This is a genomic window from Chlorobaculum tepidum TLS, assembly GCF_000006985.1.
GTDB classification, from domain to species: Bacteria; Bacteroidota; Chlorobiia; order Chlorobiales; family Chlorobiaceae; genus Chlorobaculum; species Chlorobaculum tepidum.
Genome location: NC_002932.3, coordinates 713,407 through 734,417 on the forward strand (window position 1 = coordinate 713,407; position 21,011 = coordinate 734,417).

24 protein-coding genes and 1 tRNA gene are annotated in these 21,011 nt (G+C 55.8%); 17 read left to right on the plus strand and 8 right to left on the minus strand.

What is annotated here, in order from left to right:
* The first annotated feature begins 1 nt into the window (after position 1).
* Entirely contained in the window at positions 2-307 is a 306-nt protein-coding gene (locus AYT24_RS03420; RefSeq protein ID WP_164926917.1) for a hypothetical protein, read from the plus strand.
* A gap of 5 nt (positions 308-312) precedes the next feature.
* Positions 313-576 carry a cell division protein ZapA gene (locus AYT24_RS03425; RefSeq protein ID WP_165439255.1) on the plus strand — a complete coding sequence of 88 codons (264 nt, stop codon included), beginning with the start codon at positions 313-315 and terminating at the stop codon, positions 574-576.
* Positions 577-580: 4 nt separating this feature from the next.
* On the opposite strand, the gene AYT24_RS03430 is transcribed toward AYT24_RS03425, so the two are convergent.
* Positions 581-898 carry a hypothetical protein gene (locus tag AYT24_RS03430; protein ID WP_164926918.1) on the minus strand — a complete coding sequence of 106 codons (318 nt, stop codon included), beginning with the start codon at positions 896-898 and terminating at the stop codon, positions 581-583.
* On the opposite strand from AYT24_RS03430, the gene rny reads away from it, so the two are divergent.
* On the plus strand, positions 885-2,459 hold the full coding sequence (gene rny, locus AYT24_RS03435) for a ribonuclease Y (protein WP_010932416.1): 1,575 nt from the start codon (positions 885-887) through the stop codon (positions 2,457-2,459). The genes AYT24_RS03430 and rny overlap by 14 nt on opposite strands.
* An 80-nt stretch (positions 2,460-2,539) precedes the next feature.
* Here rny and hisB read toward each other — a convergent pair whose 3' ends face one another.
* Together hisB and AYT24_RS03445 are read right to left on the minus strand one after the other, a co-directional pair.
* Entirely contained in the window at positions 2,540-3,124 is a 585-nt protein-coding gene (gene hisB / locus AYT24_RS03440; protein WP_010932417.1) for an imidazoleglycerol-phosphate dehydratase HisB, read from the minus strand.
* A 26-nt stretch (positions 3,125-3,150) separates the two neighbouring features.
* A complete protein-coding gene (locus AYT24_RS03445) occupies positions 3,151-3,402 on the minus strand; it encodes a DUF2905 domain-containing protein (RefSeq protein ID WP_164926919.1) in 252 nt (83 codons plus the stop codon).
* A gap of 79 nt (positions 3,403-3,481) precedes the next feature.
* On the opposite strand from AYT24_RS03445, the gene secG reads away from it, so the two are divergent.
* On the plus strand, positions 3,482-3,862 hold the full coding sequence (gene secG, locus AYT24_RS03450) for a preprotein translocase subunit SecG (RefSeq protein ID WP_010932419.1): 381 nt from the start codon (positions 3,482-3,484) through the stop codon (positions 3,860-3,862).
* A gap of 5 nt (positions 3,863-3,867) precedes the next feature.
* Positions 3,868-3,943, plus strand: a tRNA-Lys gene (locus tag AYT24_RS03455).
* A gap of 227 nt (positions 3,944-4,170) precedes the next feature.
* Here the strand turns inward: AYT24_RS03455 and AYT24_RS03460 are convergent.
* Positions 4,171-4,827 (minus strand): hypothetical protein, encoded by a 657-nt coding sequence (locus AYT24_RS03460; RefSeq protein ID WP_164926920.1) that lies wholly within the window; start codon positions 4,825-4,827, stop codon positions 4,171-4,173.
* A 269-nt stretch (positions 4,828-5,096) separates the two neighbouring features.
* Here AYT24_RS03460 and AYT24_RS03465 point away from each other — a divergent pair, with 269 nt between their 5' ends.
* From AYT24_RS03465 to AYT24_RS03475, 3 genes are all read left to right on the plus strand, one after another.
* Complete coding sequence (locus tag AYT24_RS03465; protein WP_164926921.1) at positions 5,097-6,425, plus strand: LptF/LptG family permease; 1,329 nt, start codon at positions 5,097-5,099, stop codon at positions 6,423-6,425.
* A gap of 349 nt (positions 6,426-6,774) precedes the next feature.
* Complete coding sequence (locus AYT24_RS03470) at positions 6,775-7,611, plus strand: sulfite exporter TauE/SafE family protein (protein ID WP_010932424.1); 837 nt, start codon at positions 6,775-6,777, stop codon at positions 7,609-7,611.
* 2 nt (positions 7,612-7,613) lie between these two features.
* On the plus strand, positions 7,614-8,006 hold the full coding sequence (locus AYT24_RS03475) for a DUF1634 domain-containing protein (protein ID WP_010932425.1): 393 nt from the start codon (positions 7,614-7,616) through the stop codon (positions 8,004-8,006).
* Between the two features lie 53 nt (positions 8,007-8,059).
* On the opposite strand, the gene AYT24_RS03480 is transcribed toward AYT24_RS03475, so the two are convergent.
* Positions 8,060-8,416, minus strand: a complete 357-nt coding sequence (locus AYT24_RS03480) for an acyl-CoA thioesterase (protein WP_010932426.1) — start codon at positions 8,414-8,416, stop codon at positions 8,060-8,062.
* A 96-nt stretch (positions 8,417-8,512) separates the two neighbouring features.
* On the minus strand, positions 8,513-10,141 hold the full coding sequence (locus AYT24_RS03485) for an NFACT RNA binding domain-containing protein (protein ID WP_010932427.1): 1,629 nt from the start codon (positions 10,139-10,141) through the stop codon (positions 8,513-8,515).
* A 69-nt stretch (positions 10,142-10,210) separates the two neighbouring features.
* Here AYT24_RS03485 and AYT24_RS03490 point away from each other — a divergent pair, with 69 nt between their 5' ends.
* From AYT24_RS03490 to AYT24_RS03500, 3 genes are all read left to right on the plus strand, one after another.
* Positions 10,211-10,738, plus strand: coding sequence for a deoxycytidylate deaminase (locus tag AYT24_RS03490; RefSeq protein ID WP_010932428.1), 528 nt, complete (start codon positions 10,211-10,213; stop codon positions 10,736-10,738).
* Positions 10,739-10,752: 14 nt separating this feature from the next.
* On the plus strand, positions 10,753-11,874 hold the full coding sequence (gene ribD / locus AYT24_RS03495) for a bifunctional diaminohydroxyphosphoribosylaminopyrimidine deaminase/5-amino-6-(5-phosphoribosylamino)uracil reductase RibD (protein ID WP_010932429.1): 1,122 nt from the start codon (positions 10,753-10,755) through the stop codon (positions 11,872-11,874).
* A gap of 92 nt (positions 11,875-11,966) precedes the next feature.
* Entirely contained in the window at positions 11,967-12,368 is a 402-nt protein-coding gene (locus AYT24_RS03500) for a DoxX family protein (RefSeq protein ID WP_010932430.1), read from the plus strand.
* Positions 12,369-12,541: 173 nt separating this feature from the next.
* On the opposite strand, the gene AYT24_RS03505 is transcribed toward AYT24_RS03500, so the two are convergent.
* Together AYT24_RS03505 and AYT24_RS03510 are read right to left on the minus strand one after the other, a co-directional pair.
* Positions 12,542-12,802 (minus strand): hypothetical protein, encoded by a 261-nt coding sequence (locus tag AYT24_RS03505; protein WP_010932431.1) that lies wholly within the window; start codon positions 12,800-12,802, stop codon positions 12,542-12,544.
* Between the two features lie 367 nt (positions 12,803-13,169).
* Entirely contained in the window at positions 13,170-13,754 is a 585-nt protein-coding gene (locus tag AYT24_RS03510; protein ID WP_164926782.1) for a hypothetical protein, read from the minus strand.
* On the opposite strand from AYT24_RS03510, the gene AYT24_RS03515 reads away from it, so the two are divergent.
* The 6 genes from AYT24_RS03515 to AYT24_RS03540 all read left to right on the plus strand — a co-directional run bounded on the left by AYT24_RS03515 (position 13,708) and on the right by AYT24_RS03540 (position 20,968).
* On the plus strand, positions 13,708-14,541 hold the full coding sequence (locus AYT24_RS03515; protein ID WP_010932435.1) for an ABC transporter ATP-binding protein: 834 nt from the start codon (positions 13,708-13,710) through the stop codon (positions 14,539-14,541). The two genes, AYT24_RS03510 and AYT24_RS03515, sit on opposite strands and share 47 nt — an antisense overlap.
* A 145-nt stretch (positions 14,542-14,686) precedes the next feature.
* On the plus strand, positions 14,687-15,187 hold the full coding sequence (gene tpx, locus AYT24_RS03520; RefSeq protein ID WP_165439256.1) for a thiol peroxidase: 501 nt from the start codon (positions 14,687-14,689) through the stop codon (positions 15,185-15,187).
* 199 nt (positions 15,188-15,386) lie between these two features.
* Positions 15,387-17,342 carry an alpha-amylase family glycosyl hydrolase gene (locus tag AYT24_RS03525; protein ID WP_010932437.1) on the plus strand — a complete coding sequence of 652 codons (1,956 nt, stop codon included), beginning with the start codon at positions 15,387-15,389 and terminating at the stop codon, positions 17,340-17,342.
* A 168-nt stretch (positions 17,343-17,510) separates the two neighbouring features.
* Positions 17,511-18,170, plus strand: a complete 660-nt coding sequence (locus tag AYT24_RS03530; RefSeq protein WP_010932438.1) for a riboflavin synthase — start codon at positions 17,511-17,513, stop codon at positions 18,168-18,170.
* Positions 18,167-19,525, plus strand: a complete 1,359-nt coding sequence (locus AYT24_RS03535) for a replication-associated recombination protein A (RefSeq protein WP_164926922.1) — start codon at positions 18,167-18,169, stop codon at positions 19,523-19,525. Before AYT24_RS03530 ends, AYT24_RS03535 begins: the two co-directional genes overlap by 4 nt.
* 60 nt (positions 19,526-19,585) lie before the next feature.
* The gene (locus AYT24_RS03540) at positions 19,586-20,968 is read left to right on the plus strand and encodes a TolC family protein (protein WP_164926923.1); all 1,383 of its coding nucleotides are present in this window, start codon (positions 19,586-19,588) and stop codon (positions 20,966-20,968) included.
* Positions 20,969-21,011: the final 43 nt, after the last annotated feature.

Sequence of the window (21,011 nt, forward strand, 5' to 3'; positions counted from 1 at the left end):
TATGGATGCAGCAAACGAGCATAATGATCATCAGTTGCTTGCGGGCCTCGAAAAGAATGTGGGGCGGCTTGTGGAGCAGTTGTCCGAGTGCCGAAAAGAAAATGAGTTATTGAAATCTGAGGTTTTGAGCCTTCAGAACATATTGCGGTCATTCAAGCTGCCTGGTACCGAAGGGCCAGAGCCAAAGGTTTCGGGGACTTCAGGCGAAGGATTTTCCTACGCCGACAAGCTTCAGATCAAACAGAAGCTGGTGATGATTCTGCAAAAGATCGAGAGGGAACTGAGGGGAGAGAAAGCCGGATTTTAATGCCCATGGAAAAGATCAGCGTCAATGTGTATGGCGACAGCTACCCTTTGCGGGTAGAGAACAGCGAACTGACCGGAAAGGCGGCAAAGGATGTCGATGGTGTCATGAGGCGTTTCGCCGCCAAAGCTCCGGATCTGGAAGCAAAAAAGCTGGCCGTTTTGGCTGCGATCCAGTTTGCTGAAAAAAAGAACGAACTTGAGGAGGAGCTGTCGCAGCTCAGGCAGAAAATGGCTCATATCAATGAATTTATCGAGCAGAATTTGCACTAAAGCGTTACATTGAAAGCAAGCGAAATATCCGCACCACAGCGAGAGGTGTTTTGTAAGTAAAAGAACTAACAGGATAGAACAGGGAGTCAAACTCTTCATTTTGATTGCAGGCCTTGCTGCCTGGCGGTGATGAGCCGTTGGCATCGACACTTTTCGAAGCGTCGCATTGGAAGCAAAAAACCTGAAGGAGACGCCCACCGTGGTTAAACGGGTTCTTGAATCTTACACATCTCTTGAGGGTGCGGTTTTTTTTGTTCAATTTTGAAAGGCCGGTCTCATTTTGGCCGGTTGAAAAAGGAGGATAGTTAATGGGAATAGTCATAAATCTGTTTCTCATTATTGCGGCATCCATAGTCTTTTTTGTGGTCGGTTTTTACATCGGTCGATTCTTTCTGGAGCGCATCGGTACCACCAAGGTACTCGAAGCTGAAGAACGTGCCGTGCAGGTCATCCAGGAGGCTCAGAAAGAGGCCAATGACTACAAGGAACTCAAGGTCAACGAGGTGAACCAGGAGTGGAAGAAGCGCAAGCGTGAGTTTGACAGCGAAGTAACCATCAAAAACAACAAGTTTGCCCAGCTGCAGAAGCAGATTCGCCAGAAAGAGGTGACTCTGGCTAATCAGATGCGGGACATCAAGGAAACTGAAAAGAAGCTTCAGGAGCAGAGAGAGGAGCTGAAGCATCAGACTCAGAACGTACAGAATCGATCCGCGGAGCTTGAAAAGACCATTTTAGAGCAGAACCAGCGGCTGGAGAGTATCTCGAACCTGACCGCCGAAGAGGCTCGTCAGATGCTCATCGACAACATGATCGCCAAGGCCAGGGAAGAGGCGGCCGAAACCGTTCACCAGATTCACGAAGAGGCCACGCAGAAGGCCGACCGGATCGCCGAAAAGATCATGCTGACCGCTATCCAGCGTATCTCTTTCGAGCAGGCGACCGAGAGTGCCCTGTCGGTGGTACATATCCAGAGCGACGAGTTGAAGGGGCGTATCATCGGACGCGAGGGACGCAACATCAAGGCGTTCGAGAATGCAACCGGCGTGGATATTATCGTCGATGACACTCCCGAGGTGGTCATTCTCTCCTGCTTCGATCCGCTCCGCCGCGAGATGGCCAAGCTGACTTTGCAAAAGCTGCTTGTTGACGGCATTATCCATCCGGTGGCGATCGAAAAGGCCTACCAGGACGCTAAGAAAGAGATCGAGGATGTCATCATGTCTTCCGGCGAAGAGGCGATTTCGTCGCTTCAGATTCCCGACATGCCAGCAGAAATCGTCAACCTGATCGGTAAGATGCGTTTCCATACGGTTTACGGTCAAAACCTCTTGCAGCACAGTCGCGAGGTTGCTATGCTGGCGGGTTTGATGGCCGCCGAACTGAAGCTCGACGCCAAGCAGGCTAAGCGCGCCGGCCTCTTGCACGACATCGGTCTGGTGCTGCCTGAGACCGAAATGCCGCATGCGCTGGCGGGCATGGAGTTTCTCAAGAAATTCAATATGTCGCCGGTGGTGCTCAACGCCATTGGCGCTCATCACGGAGAGGTCGAGAAGGCGTCGCCCATTGCTGACCTGGTCGATGCGGCTAACATTGTGTCACTGTCGAGGCCCGGCGCGCGCGGCGCGGTTACGGCCGAGGGTAACGTCAAGCGTCTCGAAAGCCTCGAAGAGATCGCCAGGACCTTCCCCGGCGTGATCAAGACCTACGCTCTGCAGGCGGGCCGCGAGATCAGGGTGATCGTCGAAGGCGACAATGTTAGCGACTCTCAGGCCGATGTGCTCGCCCACGACATTGCCAGCAAGATCGAGTCGGAGGCGCAATACCCCGGCCAGATCAAGGTGACCATTTTGCGCGAAAAACGCTCGGTCGCCTTTGCAAAGTAAAAAATCTGACTGATCGAATAAAAAAGGCTGCTTCGGGAAAATACTGGGCAGCCTTTTTTATTTGTGTTGTACTTCTTATCTCAGATTGCCCCTTTGGTCGATTTGATTTCTGTGCTTTCGACCTTCACTGCCTGCTTCATCGCGTAGGCCAGCGACTTAAAGAGCGCCTCGATCATATGGTGCGTATTCCGGCCCTCCAGAACCGCGAGGTGCAGGTTTGCGTTCATCGTTCGCGAGAGCGACACAAAGAAGTGCTCTACCATCTCGGTTGAAAGCCCCTGGATCACCGGGCGCTGAAATTCTGCCCTGAAGACGCAATAGCTACGCCCACCGAGGTCGATCGAGCACTGTGCCAGCGCTTCGTCCATCGGGATGATCGCCCAGCCGTAGCGTCCGATACCTTTTTTGTCGCCAAGCGCGTCCACGATGGCTTTGCCGAGCACCAGCGCTACATCTTCTACGGTGTGGTGGTCGTCAACTTCCAGATCGCCGCTGCACCGTAACTGCACGTCGATGCCGGAGTGGCGGCTGAAGTTGGTGAGCATGTGATCGAGAAAAACCACGCCGGTCTCGATGGCCGACGTTCCTGAACCGTCGAGATTGACGGTGGCGGAAATGTCCGTTTCAGCAGTTTTGCGGCTGTGAGATGCGATGCGCTGGGTCATGGGTGTTGATTCTGACATGAATGATGCTATCTGAAAAATTTGTTGATAAGGCCAATGACGAGGCTCAGGATGATTGACAGGACGATGGAGCTTCCGAGCGGAAAATAGAGCCGGAAATTCTCTTTTTCGATATGAATGTCGAACGGCAGGTGGCCGAACCATCCCAACCATCCATTTCCGCCCGATTTCTGAACAAGCATGATAAGCAAACCGAGTGCAGCGATCGATGCGCCAAGCAAAATGAGCATTTTGCCAATTCCTGAAAACGGGTCTTGCATATTGTGAAAAAGTTGCTAAATTAAGGGCACATTATTGAAAGATACGATAGTTAGCGGAAATTTCATCAGATAGCTGGACATGCTCAACAGTTTTGTCGTCATTTTTGCCTTGCTTGCAGCACTTCTGCTGATCGTATCAGTGCTGTTGCAAAGCCCCAAAGCTGGCAGTGGTCTGACTGGAGGTATTTCGAGCCTCGGCACCGTGCAGACTCTCGGCGTCAGGCGTACCGGTGATTTTCTGAGCAAGACTTCGGCGATTCTGGCTGGTCTGGTTATGGTTCTTTGCTTCATTGCTCAGTTCACGCTTCCTGCCCGTCATCAGGAGGGCACAGGCAGCAGCATCCTGCAGAAGAGCGCTCCAGCATCGCTTCCGGTTAACAATCTTCCGCAGTCGCTTCCGACTGGCAATATTCAGCCTGCGGCGGCTCCAGCAGAACAACCGGCAGCACCGGCAAAATAAGATTTGCACTCGTAGCTCAGTTGGTAGAGCAACTGACTCTTAATCAGTGGGTCCAAGGTTCGAGTCCTTGCGAGTGCACCAGAGAGAGAAAGCCTTACAGAACGTTACTGTAAGGCTTTTTTGTTTTATCTATGTTTCGGTAAATAATGCATAGGCAGATTACCGGTGGATACGTTCAGAGCGCTCTCTTGCGCCTTCGGGAGAACGACATTCTTTTGGCTCGGAAATATGTCGTACTAAAAGCACTGACTCGTATTACGGTTGTTCCACTGCGAATGACAATGGTTGATGGTGTTCAGATAATTCGCTTACCACTCTGCCGAGTGCAGCCCGACGATCTCCTTGTACGCAATTGCGGTGGCGCAGGCTGTTACCGGAGCCGAAACCAGCAGGCCGACGCCGAGGGCGAGCGCGCCCAGCACATTGACAAGGAACAGCACAACCGCGAAGACGAAAAAGGCGAACCAGTTTTTCGTGATGATCTTGCGGCTCGTCTCCATTGCCTGCCAGAACTCCATGCCGTGGTCGATGATGAGGAATGTGGCCAGCATGTAGCCGATGGCGAGATAAATGCCCGGCAGGATGAGCAGCACCAGCCCGACGGCTACGAGGATGCCGCTTGCCAGCCCGGCGAGGAAGAGTGGCAAGAAATAGTTGAATCCCTTGAAAAAGTCGCTGAACTGAAGCTCCTGGCCGGTCATGATTCTGAACGCCGCGATGGTGTATCCGGCGTAAAGCGGCGCGGCTATGGCTGAAAAGAGTAGCGAGCCGAATGCGGCCATTTTCGAACTCACGATCGAGGCCGCAAAGCAGATGAGTGTGAAGCCGATGAACTCGCCAATGTTCCCCTTGAACATCTCCCACCCCTTCCGCACATAATCGGAAGTGTTGACCTGATAGCCATCCTCGATGAGCTTGTCAAAAAGCGCGGGGTCGACTTTTTGTCCGAAATCAAACGGTGCCATGATTTTTCTCCTGTTTTTTTCTTCACTTCTGCCGATGGTCGCAATCAGGAAAAACAGCCTCTCCTTTCCGATCCACCGTTACAGAGCGCAAGGCTATGTTCTTTTGGACGTAATTTACTCAAGCCTTGTCAGAGCGCAAAGTGTCATTCCGTATTCCGGCGGGGCGGCTCTCGGCAGCCACTATTGCAGAAACTGCGTTCCGCTGTATATTGTGAGCGGTCTGCGTTCCTGAACGGGGGATGCGGCTGAAAAAGGTTAACAGACATGTCATGAAAATTTTTGATCGATACATTCTCAAGGAGCATCTCGGCACCTTCTTTTTCGCGTTTGTAACGATCATGTTTGTGTTCATTCTCACCTTTCTTACTCAGTTTCTTGAACGCCTGATAGGCAAGGGGCTCGATTTCAGAATCATACTCGAAGTGGTGGCGTTGCAGTCGGCCTGGATGGTTGGACTGGCGGTGCCGATGGCGGTGCTGGTTTCGACAGTCATGGCCTTCAGTTCCCTGACCAACAGCTCGGAGCTGACGGTGATGCGCGCTGGCGGCATCTCGATCTATAGGCTTGTTGCGCCGGTGCTGCTCGCCGCGCTTGCCTTGTCGCTTATGATGGAGCGCTTCAACAACGTGCTGATGCCCGAGGCCAACTACAAGGCCAATGCCCTGTTTGCCGACATCACCCGCATGAAGCCCGGTCTCGGCATCGACAAGAACGCTTTTTCCGATGTGATTCAGGGTTACTCCATTATGGTGCGGGATATTGACAACGAAACCGGAGAGCTTCGTGACATCGTGCTCTACGATCGCGGACGGCCGGATGTTCGCACCGTGATCATGGCGGCAAGGGGGCGTATCCAGTTTTCGCAGGATTACAGTCATCTCGTGCTGACCCTCGAAGATGGTCAGATTCACGAGCTCTCTCTGCCGGCGATGGATAGGTATCGCAAGATGGTTTTCGCCAGGAACCGTTATGTTTTCGATGCGACCGGATATGGCTTCGAGCGCACTGATGACGGCAAGCGACGCCGGGGCAGCAAGGAGCTTTCAGCTGCCGAACTGCTGTCGATGGCCAGAGAGTTTCGCATGAAAGACCGCATGGCCGAGAGTTCGATCGACAAGGGAATCGCCGGGTTGAGAGCGGAGATTGAGTCGATTCGCAAGCGGAGCAGCACTTCTCCAGCATCCTCGCCAGCGCTGCTGCCGCCCGCGGTGACCGGACGCGCCATCGAATTGGTCGATACGATGATCGACAATGCAACGGAGCGCATCGGGCAGATGCGGGAAAACCGTGAGTCGTTCTACAATTACATGATCGAGTATCACAAGAAATATTCGCTCGCCTTTGCCTGCGTGGTGTTCGCCATGATCGGCGCGCCGCTTGGCGTCATGGCGCGGCACGGCGGATTCGGTGCGGGCGCGGCGCTGTCGCTTTTCTTTTTCGTGCTCTACTGGGTACTGTTGATTGGCGGTGAGAAGATCGCCGAACGAGGCCTGCTGTTACCAGCTATCTCGGTCTGGCTGCCCAATGTCGTACTGGCCGTTACCGGTCTGTTCATGATATACCGCCTGAGCAGCTCGGCCAGCGGATCAGGCCGGTAAATTGAGCCATGCACCGTTCGGCTTGCCTGCTTGACGTGGAGTTCAGTCCATAATTGCGAGGTGAAAAGATTCAGGTCGTTGCCAGACTCCGTGACCGGTCGTTGCCAAAATTTTTTCTTTGTTTTTTAACTCTGATTCTTGCGACAAAGAGAATAAAAAAAATATATTACCGTATGATTAAAGTTAAGAAGCATGTGATTTAAGTATTAGGTTTCGGATTAATGCCCGACATTCCAGACCCTGTCAAATCTCCATCCGTCCTCTTTGTTTCTCTATCTTTCGCTGTTCCCGCATCTCTCATAGTTTGTCAGTTGCCCCTTGTTTTTCATCCATCATTAGGATCAATTTCATGAATAATCTCGAATTGTCACTGATTGTTGGCGTCGGGGCCCTGTTCGCAGGAATGCTCGGCTCGCTGACAGGACTCGGCGGCGGAGTAGTTATCGTGCCGTTGCTCACACTCGGACTCGGCATCGATCTGCGCTATGCTGTCGGAACTTCGCTGGTCGCTGTCATCGCGACGTCATCTGGCGCTGCTGCAGCCTATGTCAAGGAGGGTTTTTCGAATATTCGCATCGGCTTGTTCCTCGAAGTGGCCACCACCGTCGGCGCCCTTGTCGGCGCATTTCTTGCCGGTATGCTTGCGACCAATATCATCGCTATCATTTTCGGTCTCGTGCTGCTCTATTCGGCATACCTGTCAACCAAGGCTAAAGAGGATCACTCCGATGATGTCAACCCCGATCCGCTGGCGATAAAGTTCAAACTCAACAGCAGCTATCCCACCGAAGAAGGCGTCAAGCACTACAGCGTACACAACGTCGGTGCAGGCTTCGGCCTGATGTGGCTTGCGGGCATTCTCTCCGGTCTGCTTGGCATCGGCTCGGGCGCGGTCAAGGTGCTCGCGATGGATCACGCCATGCGTCTGCCGTTCAAGGTTTCGGCCACAACCAGCAACTTCATGATCGGCGTGACCGCTGCCGCCAGCGCCGGCGTCTATTTTCAGCGCGGCTATATCAATGCGGGGCTGACTTTTCCAGTCATGCTTGGTATTCTTGCCGGTTCGTTTATCGGTGCAAAGCTTTTGATGGTCGCCAAAACGAAGTGGCTGCGGCTGATTTTCGGTGTGGTGATTTTTGCGCTCGGTCTCGAGATGATTTTCAACGGCATAACCGGGAGGATCTGACGATGAACGCACACCACAAACCTGAAATGAACGACCTTCGCATGACGGGCATTATCGGCAATCTTCTGCGTTTCGGCGTGCTGCTTGCCGCGTCGATCGTCCTGGTCGGCGGCATTCTTTTCCTCGTCCACCACGGCGGCGAGCTGCCGGAATATCATATTTTTCGCGGCTCTTCGTCGCCATTGCGCACCGTGCCGGGAGTCATTCACGGCCTGATGGCTTTCCAGAAGCGAGCCATCATACAGCTCGGCTTGCTCCTGCTCATCCTGACGCCGGTTGTGAACGTGCTGTTTACCATTTTCGCTTTCTGGGTGGAAAAGGACAAGCTCTATGTGGGCGTTGCGTCGCTTGTGTTCATGTTCCTGCTTTTCAGCCTCGTCGGCGGCAAGTTCTGATTCCGCCGCACGCTTGTTTCAGGGCCGCCTCGACGCGGCCCGTTTCATTTCCGTCAAGCCGAAATCGCTTTTTTCCTGCCATTTTCATCGACGCTGACAAAGGTTATCCGGGTGGTGAACACCAGCTCTCTGCTACCGGTGCTGATCTCCTCTCTGGTCACATCCACGGTATATTCCACCGAGGTGGTGCCGATATGGTTCTTCTTCGACTCGAAGCAGAGAATGGTACCCTGCCGGATGCTTTTTTTGAACTTGATGTTGTCCATGCCGACCGTGACGAAGTTGCAGCCGGGATAGTCGAGCGTCACGGCGATGTAGCTGACCTCGTCAATCCATTTGAGCAGATTGCCGCCGAACAGGAAACCGTAATGGTTGAGGTGCTCCGGCATCACGAGCTTGTATGTTTCCATGATTGTTGATTTTGTAAGGTTTTTAGAAAATAAGGGTTATAAGTTCTGTAGGTTCAATGAACGATTTTCGCGACTGGTTCAACTACATAAAATTCATCATTCTCTTAACGGCTTGACCATGAGCACCTGCTCCCGCTCGATGATGACGTTGCCGGGGGTTTTATGGTCTTTTTTGAGGTATTTCTTCTGGGTGCAGATGACCGGTACCAGTTCGGAGTGCTTTGCCGATGAATGCCACGCGGCGATTTCGGCGGCGCGTTGAATTTCTGATGTGTGGCGCATGGTCGCGCCTTTGAGCACGCAGTGCGAGCCTGACGCGCCTCTGGCGTGAAGCCAGAGGTCGTCGGGTTTGGCGAAGCCGAAGGTGAGTTTCTCGTTGTTCGCGGAATTTCTGCCGATGTAGAGGGTGATTTTGTCGCTGATCGGTATCGTCTTGAACGGTGGCATTTTCTCCTTTTTGTTTTTGCTGTTGCCTGATGCTCGTCTGCCGGAGGACGAGCTGGTTTCGAGTGCCTGCTGCAAGCGATCAGTGGACTCGGCTTCGTCGAGTGTGGCGAGTTTCTGGCGGAGATGGTCGAGTTCTGCGCGGAGTTCGGCGCGGCGGAGCTTTAGCGCCGCGGCTTTTTTGCGGTTTTTCTTCGCCTGCGTAAAGTACCACGCGGCGTTTTCCTGGAGGTTGAGACCGCGTTTGAGGGGAATCGTCACGTCGGGAGAGCCGGGGGCGAAGAGGTTCGGCACCGTCACCGCGGCGTCCAATGGCTCGATTGCGCCGATGGCTCCAGTGAGCAGGTGGCCGTATCGTTCGTTGCGCTGCGAAATCTCCTCCGGATCGTGTCCGGCATTCGCTGCGAGTTCCTTTTCAAGCTTGCCGATTTTCGCCGTCAGCTCCCGGCGCATCGCCACGGCTCGTTCCCGCAAGTGAAGGTGGCGGTACATCTTACGGCTGTAGTGGTTCAGCGCGTCGATGACGCTCTCGAAGGTCGTCGCCTCGCCCTCCGGTGCTGGCGGGAAGAGCGAGAAGGCAGGTGGCTCGCCGGGATTTTCGATGACGCACGGGGTCGGGGAGGCGAGGTCGTAGAAGATGGCGACGAACGCCGAGTAGAGCTGTTCAGTCGCATCGCTTTCGGTTATCGCGAGGAGCCGCCGGACGAGCTTGTGGTCGAAGCCTGGTAGCATCGCGAGCAGTCGCCGGTCGAGTGGCACCGTGCTGTCGCCCTCTTCAAGCTTCCGTCGGAACAGTGCCGGGTCGGAGGCGAGCTGCTCCAGCGCCCGGAAATATGGCGTGCCGGCAGTCGTCTCCCCGAACGGCGTATTTTCGAGTTTGCGAGCATCCTTGAAGGCATCGACGATTACGCCGTCGCGCACGAGCAGCATGTTGGTTTCGGCGCTGAACATTCGTAGCACGAGCGCGTGGCCGTCGTCGAGAGCTAAGCTGATCTGCCGGTCGGCGGGCGAGATCGCCACGCCGGTGACCTGCCGTTCATAGACCTTGGTCATGATGCTCGCCGTGTTGCGATTCTTGCGGTTTAGTCCCTCGCGAGTGTAGAGCGAGAAGTGCGGCGAGCGCACGGTGACAATGAGTTGCAGATGCTCGCCCTCCTGCGTGACGAAGGCGAGCGTGAGTTCGTTTTTCTGCTGCGAATGGATTTCGAAGAGGTAGCCATCCGCAAGCCGGTCGTGCAGCTCTGCGGCTGCGTGGTAAAGCGTAAAGTAGTTGCGGAGCATGGACTTGAATGGTTGCGGAGGCGCTTTCTTTCCTCTATTTTCCTGAAATAATCTAAACACAAGATAGCAATGCAGGAAGAAAGCAAAAGTGGTTGCTGCTGCGCATCGTCCTCCGGTCAGCACGATAGCGATGGGGCAGAAAAGCGGCTCGGGTGGCACGAATATTTCATGTGTGTGGCGCACCTCATTTCGCGCCGTGCGACCTGCACTCGGGGCCACGTCGGCGCGGTGATCGTGCGCGACAACAACATCCTTTCGACCGGTTACAACGGCGCGCCCTCCGGCCTGCCTCACTGCAACGAGACCAACTGCAAAATCTACCGCAGCATCCACCCCGACGGCACGGTCGAGGAGAATTGCGTCAATACGATCCACGCCGAGATCAACGCCATCGCGCAGGCGGCCAAGCACGGCGTATCGATCAAGGACGCCGACATTTACATCACGGCGAGCCCCTGCATTCACTGCCTGAAGGTGCTCATCAATGTGGGCATCAAGACGATCTACTACGACAAGCCCTACAAGATCGAGCACATTGCCGAACTGCTGCGCTTGTCGGGCATCAGGCTGGTGCAGGTCAACGCCGTCAACTGCTGATCGGAAAGATGGGTATGGCAACGAATCCAGCGTTAGCGGCGCGTCCGGAGGATGAAACGTACATGTGGCGCTGCCTTGAACTGGCTGAACGCGGCGCAGGCAGCGTGAGCCCGAATCCGATGGTCGGTTCAGTGATCGTCTGCGCTGGGCGAGTCATCGGCGAAGGGTGGCACCGGCAGTACGGCGGTCCGCACGCCGAGGTCGACGCCATTGCCTCGGTCGAGGACGAATCGCTGCTTCGGCAATCGACGCTGTACGTCAATCTGGAGCCGTGTTCTCACTACGGCAAGACGCCGCCATGCGCTGATCTGATCGTCGAAAAGCGCATCCCGCGCGTGGTTGTCGGGTGCCTTGATCCGCACGAAAAGGTGGCGGGTAAGGGGATCGCCAGGCTTCGTGAAGCCGGAATCGAGGTGACGGTCGGCGTGCTCGAAGCGGAGTCCGAGCGGCTCAACGAGGCCTTCATGACCTCGCATCGCAAAGGGCGTCCCTTCGTGGCGCTCAAGACCGCGCAGACGCTCGACGGGCGTATTGCCACTTCGCTCGGCGCGTCGAAATGGATAACCGGCGAAGAGTCTCGGTGCCAAGTGCACCGCCTGCGATGCATCTATGATGCCGTTTTGTGCGGCGCTTCGACCGTGCTGGCGGATAACACCGAGCTTACCGTGCGTTTTTGCGCTGGCCGCCAGCCGTTGCGCGTGCTGCTTGATCCCCGGCTTCAAGTGCCGCACGAGTTCCGGATTTTCAACGACGCGGCCAAAACACTCGTCTTCGCACTTCGGGAAGAGGCCGATCCTGATCTTGTCAGGCAGCTCGAAGCGCGAGGCATCGAGGTGGCAACCGTCGGTGAGGCCGAAGGCAGTCTTGATTTCGCGGAGGTATTCGCGGAGTTGCACAAACGCCGTCTGCTCTCAGTGTTGGTTGAAGGTGGAAGCCGGTTGGCGTCGGCGATGGTCAGATCAGGTTTCGTCGATAAATACTACGTCTTCATCGCGCCAAAGCTGTTCGGTGGCGATGGCCTGGCAAGTTTCGGAGCGCTCGGCGTGACGCATCCCGATTATGCTGTCAAACTCAGCTTCAGCGGAATCCGGCGATTTGGCGAAGATCTTCTTCTCGAAGCATATCCTGTACATTGATGGCTGGATTTTTTAAAAGCACAAGCAATAGCAGGAGGTCCCGCCGAAGCCACAACAATAAAGGAAGAGTCAACACTTCATCCGGAGGGTTTATGAATAACAACGATCTTGGCAAGCTCCTGATCCGCTTGTGCGTCGGGGGGCTCATGCTGTTTCACGGCGTGTACAAGCTGATTCACGGCTACGGCTTCATTGCGGGTAAACTCAAGGCCGCGCATCTGCCCGTCTGGCTGGTTGCCGGCGTGCCGGTTGGCGAAGTGTTTGCTCCGCTGCTCATCGTGTTGGGCATTTACACCCGTCCCGCGGCGCTTGTCGAGGCATTTCTGATGGGGGTGGCCGTCTGGCTTGTTCACATGGGTCAGCTTACCGCGCTTGATCAGCATGGTGGTTACGCCCTCGAACTGCAAGCATTCTACTTTTTTGGCTCCATCGCTATTTTCTTTCTTGGCGCTGGCCGCTACAGTATCTCGCGTGGCACGGGAAAGTGGAATTGATGCCTCGCCAAATATAAACCGATGACTGAATTCTGTAATTCCGTTGTCATTCCTCGCCCGGATTACAGAATTCAGTACCAGCAAGAAGCTCCCCGGGAATGCTCTTCGATATAGTATGAAACAAGGTGTGTTGCCGGGACTCGCGGTATTGGCTTGTCCGGCTTCGCAAATCGTCAGGCGGCGCTGACTTTCTGCAGTTTGACGATTGCCGCTTTTTTGGCGCGGCGGCCCTCATCCCACTCGCTGCCGAACATGGCAGCTTCACTGAGCTTGTCCATGATTGCTGTCAGGTTTTTGATCTGCCGTCTGTCAGCACCTGCAAGTTCAGGTTTCACTTCGATTTTCAGAATCTCATTTTGCACACACTGGATTGCATCAAGAAATTTATCCTCTTCGATATACTTGAGGATGAGTTGTGCTACACTTACTGTCATAGACGAACCACGATTACATGTTGTGTCGCGGTACGAATTTCAGCTCATACCATGACACGATGATTGGTAAAAAGAGAAAAGGTAAACTTTTTGAGTGCTTACGGCACGTACACTACTCGCTCGATATACGAATCTGTACGGTGCAAATATATCAGGTACAAACAAAAATTGCTAATCGTTTTTTATAACCTCGAAATAACCGCCGCAGGCAACAATTTTTTTTTATCGAGAAGTCGGGATTCTGCCAATAACTTTCTTTTTTTAATCAGTTAGATCCATCCGAGTCCCGGTGCCTTTGTTTTGATCTCAGAGCTTGTGACGCCATTTTTGTGCTTTTCCTTGTCATGCATGCACGAATTCCTGATTGTTAGAGCACATAAGGCAAAAGTCCCTGAGAGTCAGTTTTTTTCGATCTGCTGTGCCTTTCCGTGCTGCCAGATTTATTGTAACGCCGCCTTGCGGTTGCCGGTTTTTGATGTATTGAAGACCTTTGACGGGTTTGAATAAGCAGGTGCCGATGCAGCTGTAGATGTTTTTCGAAATCGTTCTTGCTGCTGGGAGCAAGTTGCTCTGCCCTTTTACGTAGTCCGTGTTTTGCGGGAACGGGCAGTTCGGGATGTCTGAAGCTCTGCTTTTTTGTGTCTTTGTTATTCCAGAAATCCCGATTGATCTGGTGTGGATAATAAAGGTACCATTGAAAACGATAGACCACTTGTTGGGAGTATACGAAAAGGCATTCTCGAAGGGCATGGTATTTTTTGCTTTCAATATCTCGAAAATCGCATGTAAACAAGTTAGTGACTATGAATGTGCCATCTGACGTTTTGGCGAAAATTCTTCTTGATTGAAAATCTGCTGCCGGTGCGGTACCTTGTTTCGCAAGCCGATAGCCGAGCGGAGGTGAAATGCTATCGACAGTGCGGTCATTGAAACAGAATACAGTAAGTACCATCGTGAATCACGTTTTTGAATTCAGCAATGTCAGCGCTTACCGTGGCGGAACAAAGGTGTTTGAAGGGCTTGACCTGAGTATTCGCATGGGGGAGAGCACGGCAATTCTCGGGCCGAACGGGTCAGGGAAGACGACGCTGCTGAAGTTGATCTCTCGCGAAATCTATCCGGTTCATGCCGATGACTGCCGGATGACGGTTTATGGTCGCGACCGGTGGAACGTGGAGGAGCTGCGTTCCCGGCTCGGCATTGTTTCCCATGATCTGCAACAGAATTACGGGGTTTACGCCAAAGGCCGGGAGGTGATGCTTTCGGGATACTATTCAAGCATCGACACCTGGCCGCACCAGCTGTTCAGCGCTACTGACATTGAACGTGCCGAGGAGTTGATGCGGCAGCTCGGTGTCGAGGAGCTTGCTGACCGGCCGTTCGGCAAAATGTCCACCGGACAGCAGCGCCGTTTCCTGCTCGGACGCGCGCTGGTGCATGGGCCTGAGGCGCTGCTGCTCGACGAACCGACCAGTGGTCTCGATATTTCGGCCTCGTTCCAGTATCTCGATACGGTACGAAAGCTTATGCAGCAAGGCACGCAGCTGATTCTCGTCACCCATCACATCCATGAAATTCCGCCGGAGGTCACGCGAGTCATCTTCATGCGCAAGGGGCGCGTCGTGGCTGATGGCGACAAAGAGGCCATGCTGACCTCGTCGAACGTTTCCAGCCTGTTCGGCTGTGGCGTTGAGCTGATCGAACGGAACGGCTATTACCAGGCGGTACCGGCGGGTTGACATGATGAATTGAAAGGGGGACGAAGAATCTAATCTTCTTCTTCCATCCTGTTTGTTTTTTCCCAAGGAACGGAACGCCATCGCTTCCGGTTTATGGTGCAACTGCTTCTGAAATCTTCATCTCACCTCAACCATTGACATGATTATGGCAACCATTACGCTCAAGGGAAATTCCATTCACACCGCAGGTGAGCTTCCGGCTGTCGGCAGTCAGCTCCCAGCGTTTACCCTTGTGAAAAGTGATCTTTCGGAGGTTTCGCCTGCTGATTTCGCTGGCAAGAAACTCGTGCTGAACATTTTTCCGAGTCTCGATACGGCTGTTTGCGCGGCTTCGGTGAGGCGCTTCAACAAGGAGGCGGGCGAGCGTGGTGATGCTGTCGTGCTCTGCATTTCCGCCGATCTTCCGTTCGCGCAGGGGCGCTTCTGCACCACCGAGGGTCTCGACAATGTGGTTCCCCTGTCGGTGTACCGTTCACCGGAGTTTGGCTTGGATTATGGCCTGACCATTACCGATGGCCCGCTGAAAGGATTGCTCTCTCGCGCGGTGATCGTTACCGATGCTTCCGGCAAGGTGCTCTATGCCGAGCAGGTACCCGAGATCGTACAGGAGCCGGATTACGACAAGGCTCTGGCTGCGCTCGCCTGATTGTCTGCTGACATTTTTCTCTCTGAAGCCATGCCGTCGCGCGACCGCATGGCTTCTGTTTTCCTGCCCGATTTTTCATTTCAGCCACGGTATAACGCCTGTGATTTGAGTGGTATTACGTCTGTACTTCGTATCTTTTTCTCACATTGTTTCCCCTTGGTTTTTCGCGTTCCTCACTCATAACGCAAACCGCAAATCCATGACAAACCCCGATTCCCCAGCATTATCGCCGGTCGAACGCAGCCTCGCAGAAATTCGGCTTGCTGAACTGACCGCAGCCAAAACCTGCTATTCCTCCCCGGCCACCTGGGAGGATGAGGTGCTCTATTTCCTTATGCTCGACCGGTTTTCGGACTGCAGGGAGCATGGCGGCTTCAATGATGTCAGCGGAGCCCCGGTTGTTGCGGACGGGACGCGCACCACGCTGCTGTTCCGCATCGAAGCCGATGCGAACAACGCGGACTGGCAGCAGTGGTTCGAGGCGGGCCGGGGGTGGTGCGGCGGCACGATTGCCGGTATGCGCGACAAGCTTGGTTACCTGAAGCGGCTCGGCGTGACGGCGATCTGGGTCAGCCCGGTGTTCCGGCAGGTGACCGGCAGCGACTCCTACCACGGCTACGGCATTCAGAACTTTCTCGATGTCGATCCCCATTTCGGCACACGCGAAGAGCTGCGTGATTTCGTTGCTGACGCGCACCAGCTCGGAATCCGGGTGATCCTTGACATCATCCTCAACCATGCGGGCGACGTCTTCAGCTATCATGACAATCAGCCCTACTTCTATTACCAGGGCTGGCAGTGGCCGGTCAAGGGGTACAGGCTGAATCAGGGCGATGCGGGCAGCATTCCGTTCAGCGACGGAGAGGCTCATCTGGAAATCTCGATGGAGGCTGCGATCTGGCCGGTGGAGTTCCAGAGCGAGACGACCTGGACGATGAAGGGCGAAATCCGCAACTGGGACGTGTTTCCGGAGTACCTCCAAGGTGATTTTTGCTCGCTCAAGGATATCGATCACGGTTGGGCGCCGGACGACCCGGCAGAGAGCTGGGACCTCGAAAAGCGCATCAGCCTGTTCCGCCCCTCGGCGGCGCTTGATCACCTTATCAAGGTTTATCGATTCTGGATGGCGTATGCCGACATCGACGGCTTCCGGCTCGACACGGTCAAGCACATGGAGCCGGGCGCGGTGCGCTACTTCGCCTCGGCGATCCACGAATTCGCGCAGACGCTCGGCAAGGAGAACTTTCCGATCATTGGTGAAATTACCGGTGGGCGCTCTTACGCGATGCAGATTCTTGATGTGACGGGTCTCGATGCAGCGCTTGGCATCGGCGACCTGCCGGACAAGCTCGAATTTCTTGTCAAGGGCTGGCGCAGTCCCGGCAATCCGGATACCTCCGAGCAGGAGGGGTATTTCGATCTCTTCTGTAACAGTCTGCTCGATGGCAAGAACAGCCATCAGTGGTACTCGAAGCACATCGTTACCATGATCGACGATCACGATCAGGTGGGCGAGCAGCGCAAATACCACTTCTGCGGCGATTCGCCCGAGGGCCGGAAACTGCTGAAAGCGGCGCTGGGGCTGAACCTCGCCACCGAAGGGATCAGTTGCATCTACTATGGCACCGAGCAGGCGTTCAACGGAGCCGATCCGCGCAGCGACGACCACTCATGGGGTGACGTGTTCCTGCGCGAGTGCATGTTCGGCGGGCCGTTCGGATCGCTGCAAAGCACGGGCCGGCATTTTTTCAACGAGGAGCATGAGGTCTATCGCTTCGCTGGCAGGCTGGCGGAGTTCCGCAAAAGCGAAATTGCCCTGCGCCGTGGACGCCAGTATTTGCGGAAGGTTTCCGCGACGGGCAGCGAGGACGATTTCGTCTATCCCCAGCCGGTTAATGGCGAGATGCACTGGGTGGTCGCCTGGTCGCGCATTTTCGCCGAGACGGAGTGCCTGTGTGCCATCAACACAAGCCTCGAACGCGAGCTGACAGTATGGGCTGTGGTTGATCACCAGCTCAACCCGCCCGGCAAAACGATGCGCTGCGTCTTTTCGTCATCACCGGAGCAGGAAGGCGAAGAGATAAAGGCAGGGCCTGTCTGCGGCTCGGCGGTGAAAATCACGGTGCCACCAGGCGGCTTCGTCATCTATCGCTGAGATGCGGTGTTTGTCAGGCTAATCATGCCACCTGGCGGAGTCGGGAGTTTTTCCGGCCCCGCCTTTTTTGTTACTATTGTTGTCAGATAAATGGTATTGCGGCTGTCTTAAAACCTGGGAGCTCGGCGTTCCCAAGGGCATCACGAAAGAAACGAATCAAACAAATATATGTTCACTGGCATAGTTAAGGATGTTGGAGCCATCGCTGCTTCGGCGCGGCAGGGGAGCGGGATGCGGCTGAAGGTTCGCTACACTTCTGAGGCGGAGTTCGGCGATCTCGCTATCGATGAGAGCGTGAGTATCAATGGAGCTTGCCAGACGGCGGTGGCGGTCGGGCCGGGGTGGTTCGAGGTTGATACGGTGGCCGAGACGCTCAAGAAGACGACGCTTGGCTCGTTCCGTCCGGGTACGAAGGTCAATCTCGAACGGGCCGTGCGGCCGATGGATCGGCTTGGCGGGCACTTCGTGCTGGGCCACGTCGATGGCGTCGGGCGGGTGTTGCGCATCGAGGAGGTTGGCGGCAGCCGGATGATTTCGGTGGCGTTTGACTCGCGCTTCGATGCGTGGATCGTCTCTGCCGGCTCCATCGCCATCGACGGCGTCAGCCTCACCGTGGCGTCGGTCGAGCCGGGCCAGTTTACGGTGGCGATCATTCCCTACACCTTTGGCCATACCACCATCACCGGTCTCGCCGCCGGCAGCGAGGTGAACCTTGAATTCGACATTCTCGGCAAGTACGTCGCCCGGCAGCATACGGCGGCCGCCGCGCCGTCGCAGGAGCCGAGCCGCATTACCGAATCGTGGTTGAGCGGCCAGGGGTTTGCATGATGCCGGACGAACACTCGCAATCCGATCTTTTCGGTTTCTCCGATCCGGGCCGCTCGTCCGCGAAAAGCAACCGCTTTCAGCCGCTTGCCGAACGGGTGCGCCCGCGCTCGATCGACGAGCTGTTTGGTCAGGAGCACCTCGTCGGCCCCGGCGGGCCGGTCAGGAGTTACCTCGAACAGGGTCGCATTCCCTCGATGATCTTCTGGGGGCCGCCCGGCTCTGGCAAGACCACACTCGCCGAAATCTGCGCCAGATCGCTGAACTACCGCTTCGAGCAGCTCTCGGCAACCGACGCAGGCGTCAAGGATGTGCGCCGCGTGCTCGAACTGGCGCAGAAAAGCCGCTCCATCGACGGGCGGCAGATGCTGCTTTTCATCGACGAAATCCACCGCTTCAACAAGGCGCAGCAGGACACGCTGCTGCACGCCATCGAGCAGGGGCTCATCGTGCTGATCGGCGCGACCACCGAGAACCCGTCCTTCGAGGTGAATCGCGCGCTGCTCAGCCGGATGCAGGTTTACATTCTCAACCCGCTGAGCGAAGCCGAGGTGCGGCGCGTCGTCGAGCGGGCCATCGAGAGCGATCCGCAGCTCGCCGCCGCCGGAGTCGAAATGCGTGACATGGAGTTCCTGCTCGCCTATGCGGCGGGCGACGCACGCAAGGCGCTCAACGCGCTCGAAGCCGCCCTGTCGCTCGCGCCACGCGGAACCGCGCCGGTGGTGATCGACCGCACGCGGCTCGAACAGGCGCTCCAGCACCGCGCTCCGACCTACGACAAAGGCGGCGAGGCGCACTACGACACGGTGTCTGCCTTCATCAAATCGATGCGCGGCTCTGACCCCGACGCAGCGCTTTTCTGGATGGCCAAAATGATTGACGGCGGCGAAGACCCGAAGTTCATCGCCCGCCGCATGGTGATTTTCGCCAGCGAGGACATTGGCAACGCCGACCCCTACGCGCTCACGCTCGCCGTCTCGGTGTTTCACGCCGTCGAGCTGATCGGCCTACCCGAAGCGCGCATCAACCTCGCCCAGGGCGCGACCTACCTGGCCTCGTGCCCAAAATCGAACGCGAGCTACGAGGGTATCAACGAGGCGTTGTCGGATGTCAAAAAGGGCGCCGCCAATGCCGTGCCGCCCCTCTACCTGCGCAACGCCCCGACTGACCTGATGAAAGAGATTGGCTACGGCAAAGGCTACCGCTACCCCCACAGCTACCCTGGCCACTTCGTCGAAGAGCACTACTTCCCCGAGCAGATGGAGCCAAAAGCTTACTACCGCCCAACCGGCGAGGGCCGCGAAAAGTTCATCCGTGAACGGCTGGAGGGGTTGTGGAAGGATCGATATGGGGATTGATTGGATCGCGCTGGAGGTGGTGGTATATTTGGAGCACCTTACAACAAACAGAATGCCGTCATGAACCTGCACAGAATAATCGCGCTTCTCGTTCTCTTTTTCGTATGCTCAACTCCCGTCCACGCTGCGGATGGAACGGAGCCGACGGCAAGGCCGCCGCTCGTCATCAGCCTTGACGATGCGGTGAGGATCGGGGAGCAGCATAACCGGGAGCTGGAGATTGCGCGGCTGGACAAGCTAATGGCGAGGCAGAAGGTTCGGGAGTCTTGGGCCGAGGTGCTGCCGCATCTTTCGTCGAGCCTGACTTACACCCGCACGCTGAAGCCGTCGGTGCTGTTCCTGCCGTCGAGCATTTTTGGCGGCACGGGAGGTACGCAAGCAATCGAAATCAGTTCGGACAATTCATCCATCGCGTCGCTCAATCTCAGTCAGAACATATTCAAGCTCTCGGCCTTCGCGGGCATCAAGGCTGCCGGGCTGGTGCGCCAGATCAGCGACCAGTCCTTTCGCAATACCAACGCCGGGGTGGTCACCTCGATTCGCCGCGCCTATTACGATGTGCTCATCGCCACCGAAAAGCGCAAGCTGGTTGAGCAGAGCATCGCCCGCTGGGAGGAGGCTCGCAAGGATACGAACGCCCTCTTCAGGCAGGGGGTAGCTGCTGACATCGATACCCTCAAGGCGTGGCTGTCGGTCGAGAATCTCAGGCCTGACCTGATTCGCGCGCAGAACAACGAAGCGATTACGGCGACCAATCTGAAGCGGGTGATGGGCATCGATCAGGAGACGCCGCTGATCCTGACGAGTACGTTGACATTCCACGAAATCGAAATGCCGAAAAGCGTGGCGGCAGCATACAGCGAAGCGCTCGACAAGCGTCCGGATGTGCGGAGCCTCTCGCTTCAGGCAGAAGCCGAGAACGCGAAGGTGATGGCCGCCCGATCCGAGGGGCTGCCGGTGCTGAGCGCTTTCGGGCAGCTCGAAGCGCAGACGCAGTTCAACGATGGCACCTCGCTCGCCTCGACGCGCTGGCCGGTTTCATCGACGGCGGGTTTGCAGCTTTCGGTGCCGATTTTCTCCGGCTTCGCTACGAGTGCGAGGATTCAACAGGCGAAGATTACGCGCTTGCAGACCAGCACAAGGTATGAAGACCTGAAGTCGCAGGTCAGGGCCGACGTCGAGGTGCGCCTCTCGAACGTCGTTGAAGCTCGCAAGCGCATCGACGTGCAGTCGAAAACCATCGCCGTCGCCGAGCGGAGTTATAAAATCACCATGCTGCGCCTTCGCGAAGGCATTGGCTCGCGCCTCGAGCTCACCGACGCCGAGTTGCAGCTCGATACCGCCAAAGCCAACTATCTCCAGGCAGTGTATGACTACCTTGTCGCGTCGGCGGAGCTGGAAAAGGCGCTGGGAAGGATCGAGCCGACCGAGTCGAAGCTGTGAATGGCGATGAGCTGAAATCGAGATCGAAATCGGTTATTTCTTC

Coding starts and splice junctions, on each gene's coding strand:
- AYT24_RS03420 (WP_164926917.1), top strand. CDS start 2: ATGGATGCAGCAAACGAGCATAATGATCATCAGTTGCTTGCGGGCCTC.
- AYT24_RS03425 (WP_165439255.1), top strand. CDS start 313: ATGGAAAAGATCAGCGTCAATGTGTATGGCGACAGCTACCCTTTGCGG.
- rny (WP_010932416.1), top strand. CDS start 885: ATGGGAATAGTCATAAATCTGTTTCTCATTATTGCGGCATCCATAGTC.
- AYT24_RS03430 (WP_164926918.1), bottom strand. CDS start 898: ATGACTATTCCCATTAACTATCCTCCTTTTTCAACCGGCCAAAATGAG.
- hisB (WP_010932417.1), bottom strand. CDS start 3,124: ATGACCCAGCGCATCGCATCTCACAGCCGCAAAACTGCTGAAACGGAC.
- AYT24_RS03445 (WP_164926919.1), bottom strand. CDS start 3,402: ATGCAAGACCCGTTTTCAGGAATTGGCAAAATGCTCATTTTGCTTGGC.
- secG (WP_010932419.1), top strand. CDS start 3,482: ATGCTCAACAGTTTTGTCGTCATTTTTGCCTTGCTTGCAGCACTTCTG.
- AYT24_RS03460 (WP_164926920.1), bottom strand. CDS start 4,827: ATGGCACCGTTTGATTTCGGACAAAAAGTCGACCCCGCGCTTTTTGAC.
- AYT24_RS03465 (WP_164926921.1), top strand. CDS start 5,097: ATGAAAATTTTTGATCGATACATTCTCAAGGAGCATCTCGGCACCTTC.
- AYT24_RS03470 (WP_010932424.1), top strand. CDS start 6,775: ATGAATAATCTCGAATTGTCACTGATTGTTGGCGTCGGGGCCCTGTTC.
- AYT24_RS03475 (WP_010932425.1), top strand. CDS start 7,614: ATGAACGCACACCACAAACCTGAAATGAACGACCTTCGCATGACGGGC.
- AYT24_RS03480 (WP_010932426.1), bottom strand. CDS start 8,416: ATGGAAACATACAAGCTCGTGATGCCGGAGCACCTCAACCATTACGGT.
- AYT24_RS03485 (WP_010932427.1), bottom strand. CDS start 10,141: ATGCTCCGCAACTACTTTACGCTTTACCACGCAGCCGCAGAGCTGCAC.
- AYT24_RS03490 (WP_010932428.1), top strand. CDS start 10,211: ATGCAGGAAGAAAGCAAAAGTGGTTGCTGCTGCGCATCGTCCTCCGGT.
- ribD (WP_010932429.1), top strand. CDS start 10,753: ATGGCAACGAATCCAGCGTTAGCGGCGCGTCCGGAGGATGAAACGTAC.
- AYT24_RS03500 (WP_010932430.1), top strand. CDS start 11,967: ATGAATAACAACGATCTTGGCAAGCTCCTGATCCGCTTGTGCGTCGGG.
- AYT24_RS03505 (WP_010932431.1), bottom strand. CDS start 12,802: ATGACAGTAAGTGTAGCACAACTCATCCTCAAGTATATCGAAGAGGAT.
- AYT24_RS03515 (WP_010932435.1), top strand. CDS start 13,708: ATGCTATCGACAGTGCGGTCATTGAAACAGAATACAGTAAGTACCATC.
- AYT24_RS03510 (WP_164926782.1), bottom strand. CDS start 13,754: ATGGTACTTACTGTATTCTGTTTCAATGACCGCACTGTCGATAGCATT.
- tpx (WP_165439256.1), top strand. CDS start 14,687: ATGGCAACCATTACGCTCAAGGGAAATTCCATTCACACCGCAGGTGAG.
- AYT24_RS03525 (WP_010932437.1), top strand. CDS start 15,387: ATGACAAACCCCGATTCCCCAGCATTATCGCCGGTCGAACGCAGCCTC.
- AYT24_RS03530 (WP_010932438.1), top strand. CDS start 17,511: ATGTTCACTGGCATAGTTAAGGATGTTGGAGCCATCGCTGCTTCGGCG.
- AYT24_RS03535 (WP_164926922.1), top strand. CDS start 18,167: ATGATGCCGGACGAACACTCGCAATCCGATCTTTTCGGTTTCTCCGAT.
- AYT24_RS03540 (WP_164926923.1), top strand. CDS start 19,586: ATGAACCTGCACAGAATAATCGCGCTTCTCGTTCTCTTTTTCGTATGC.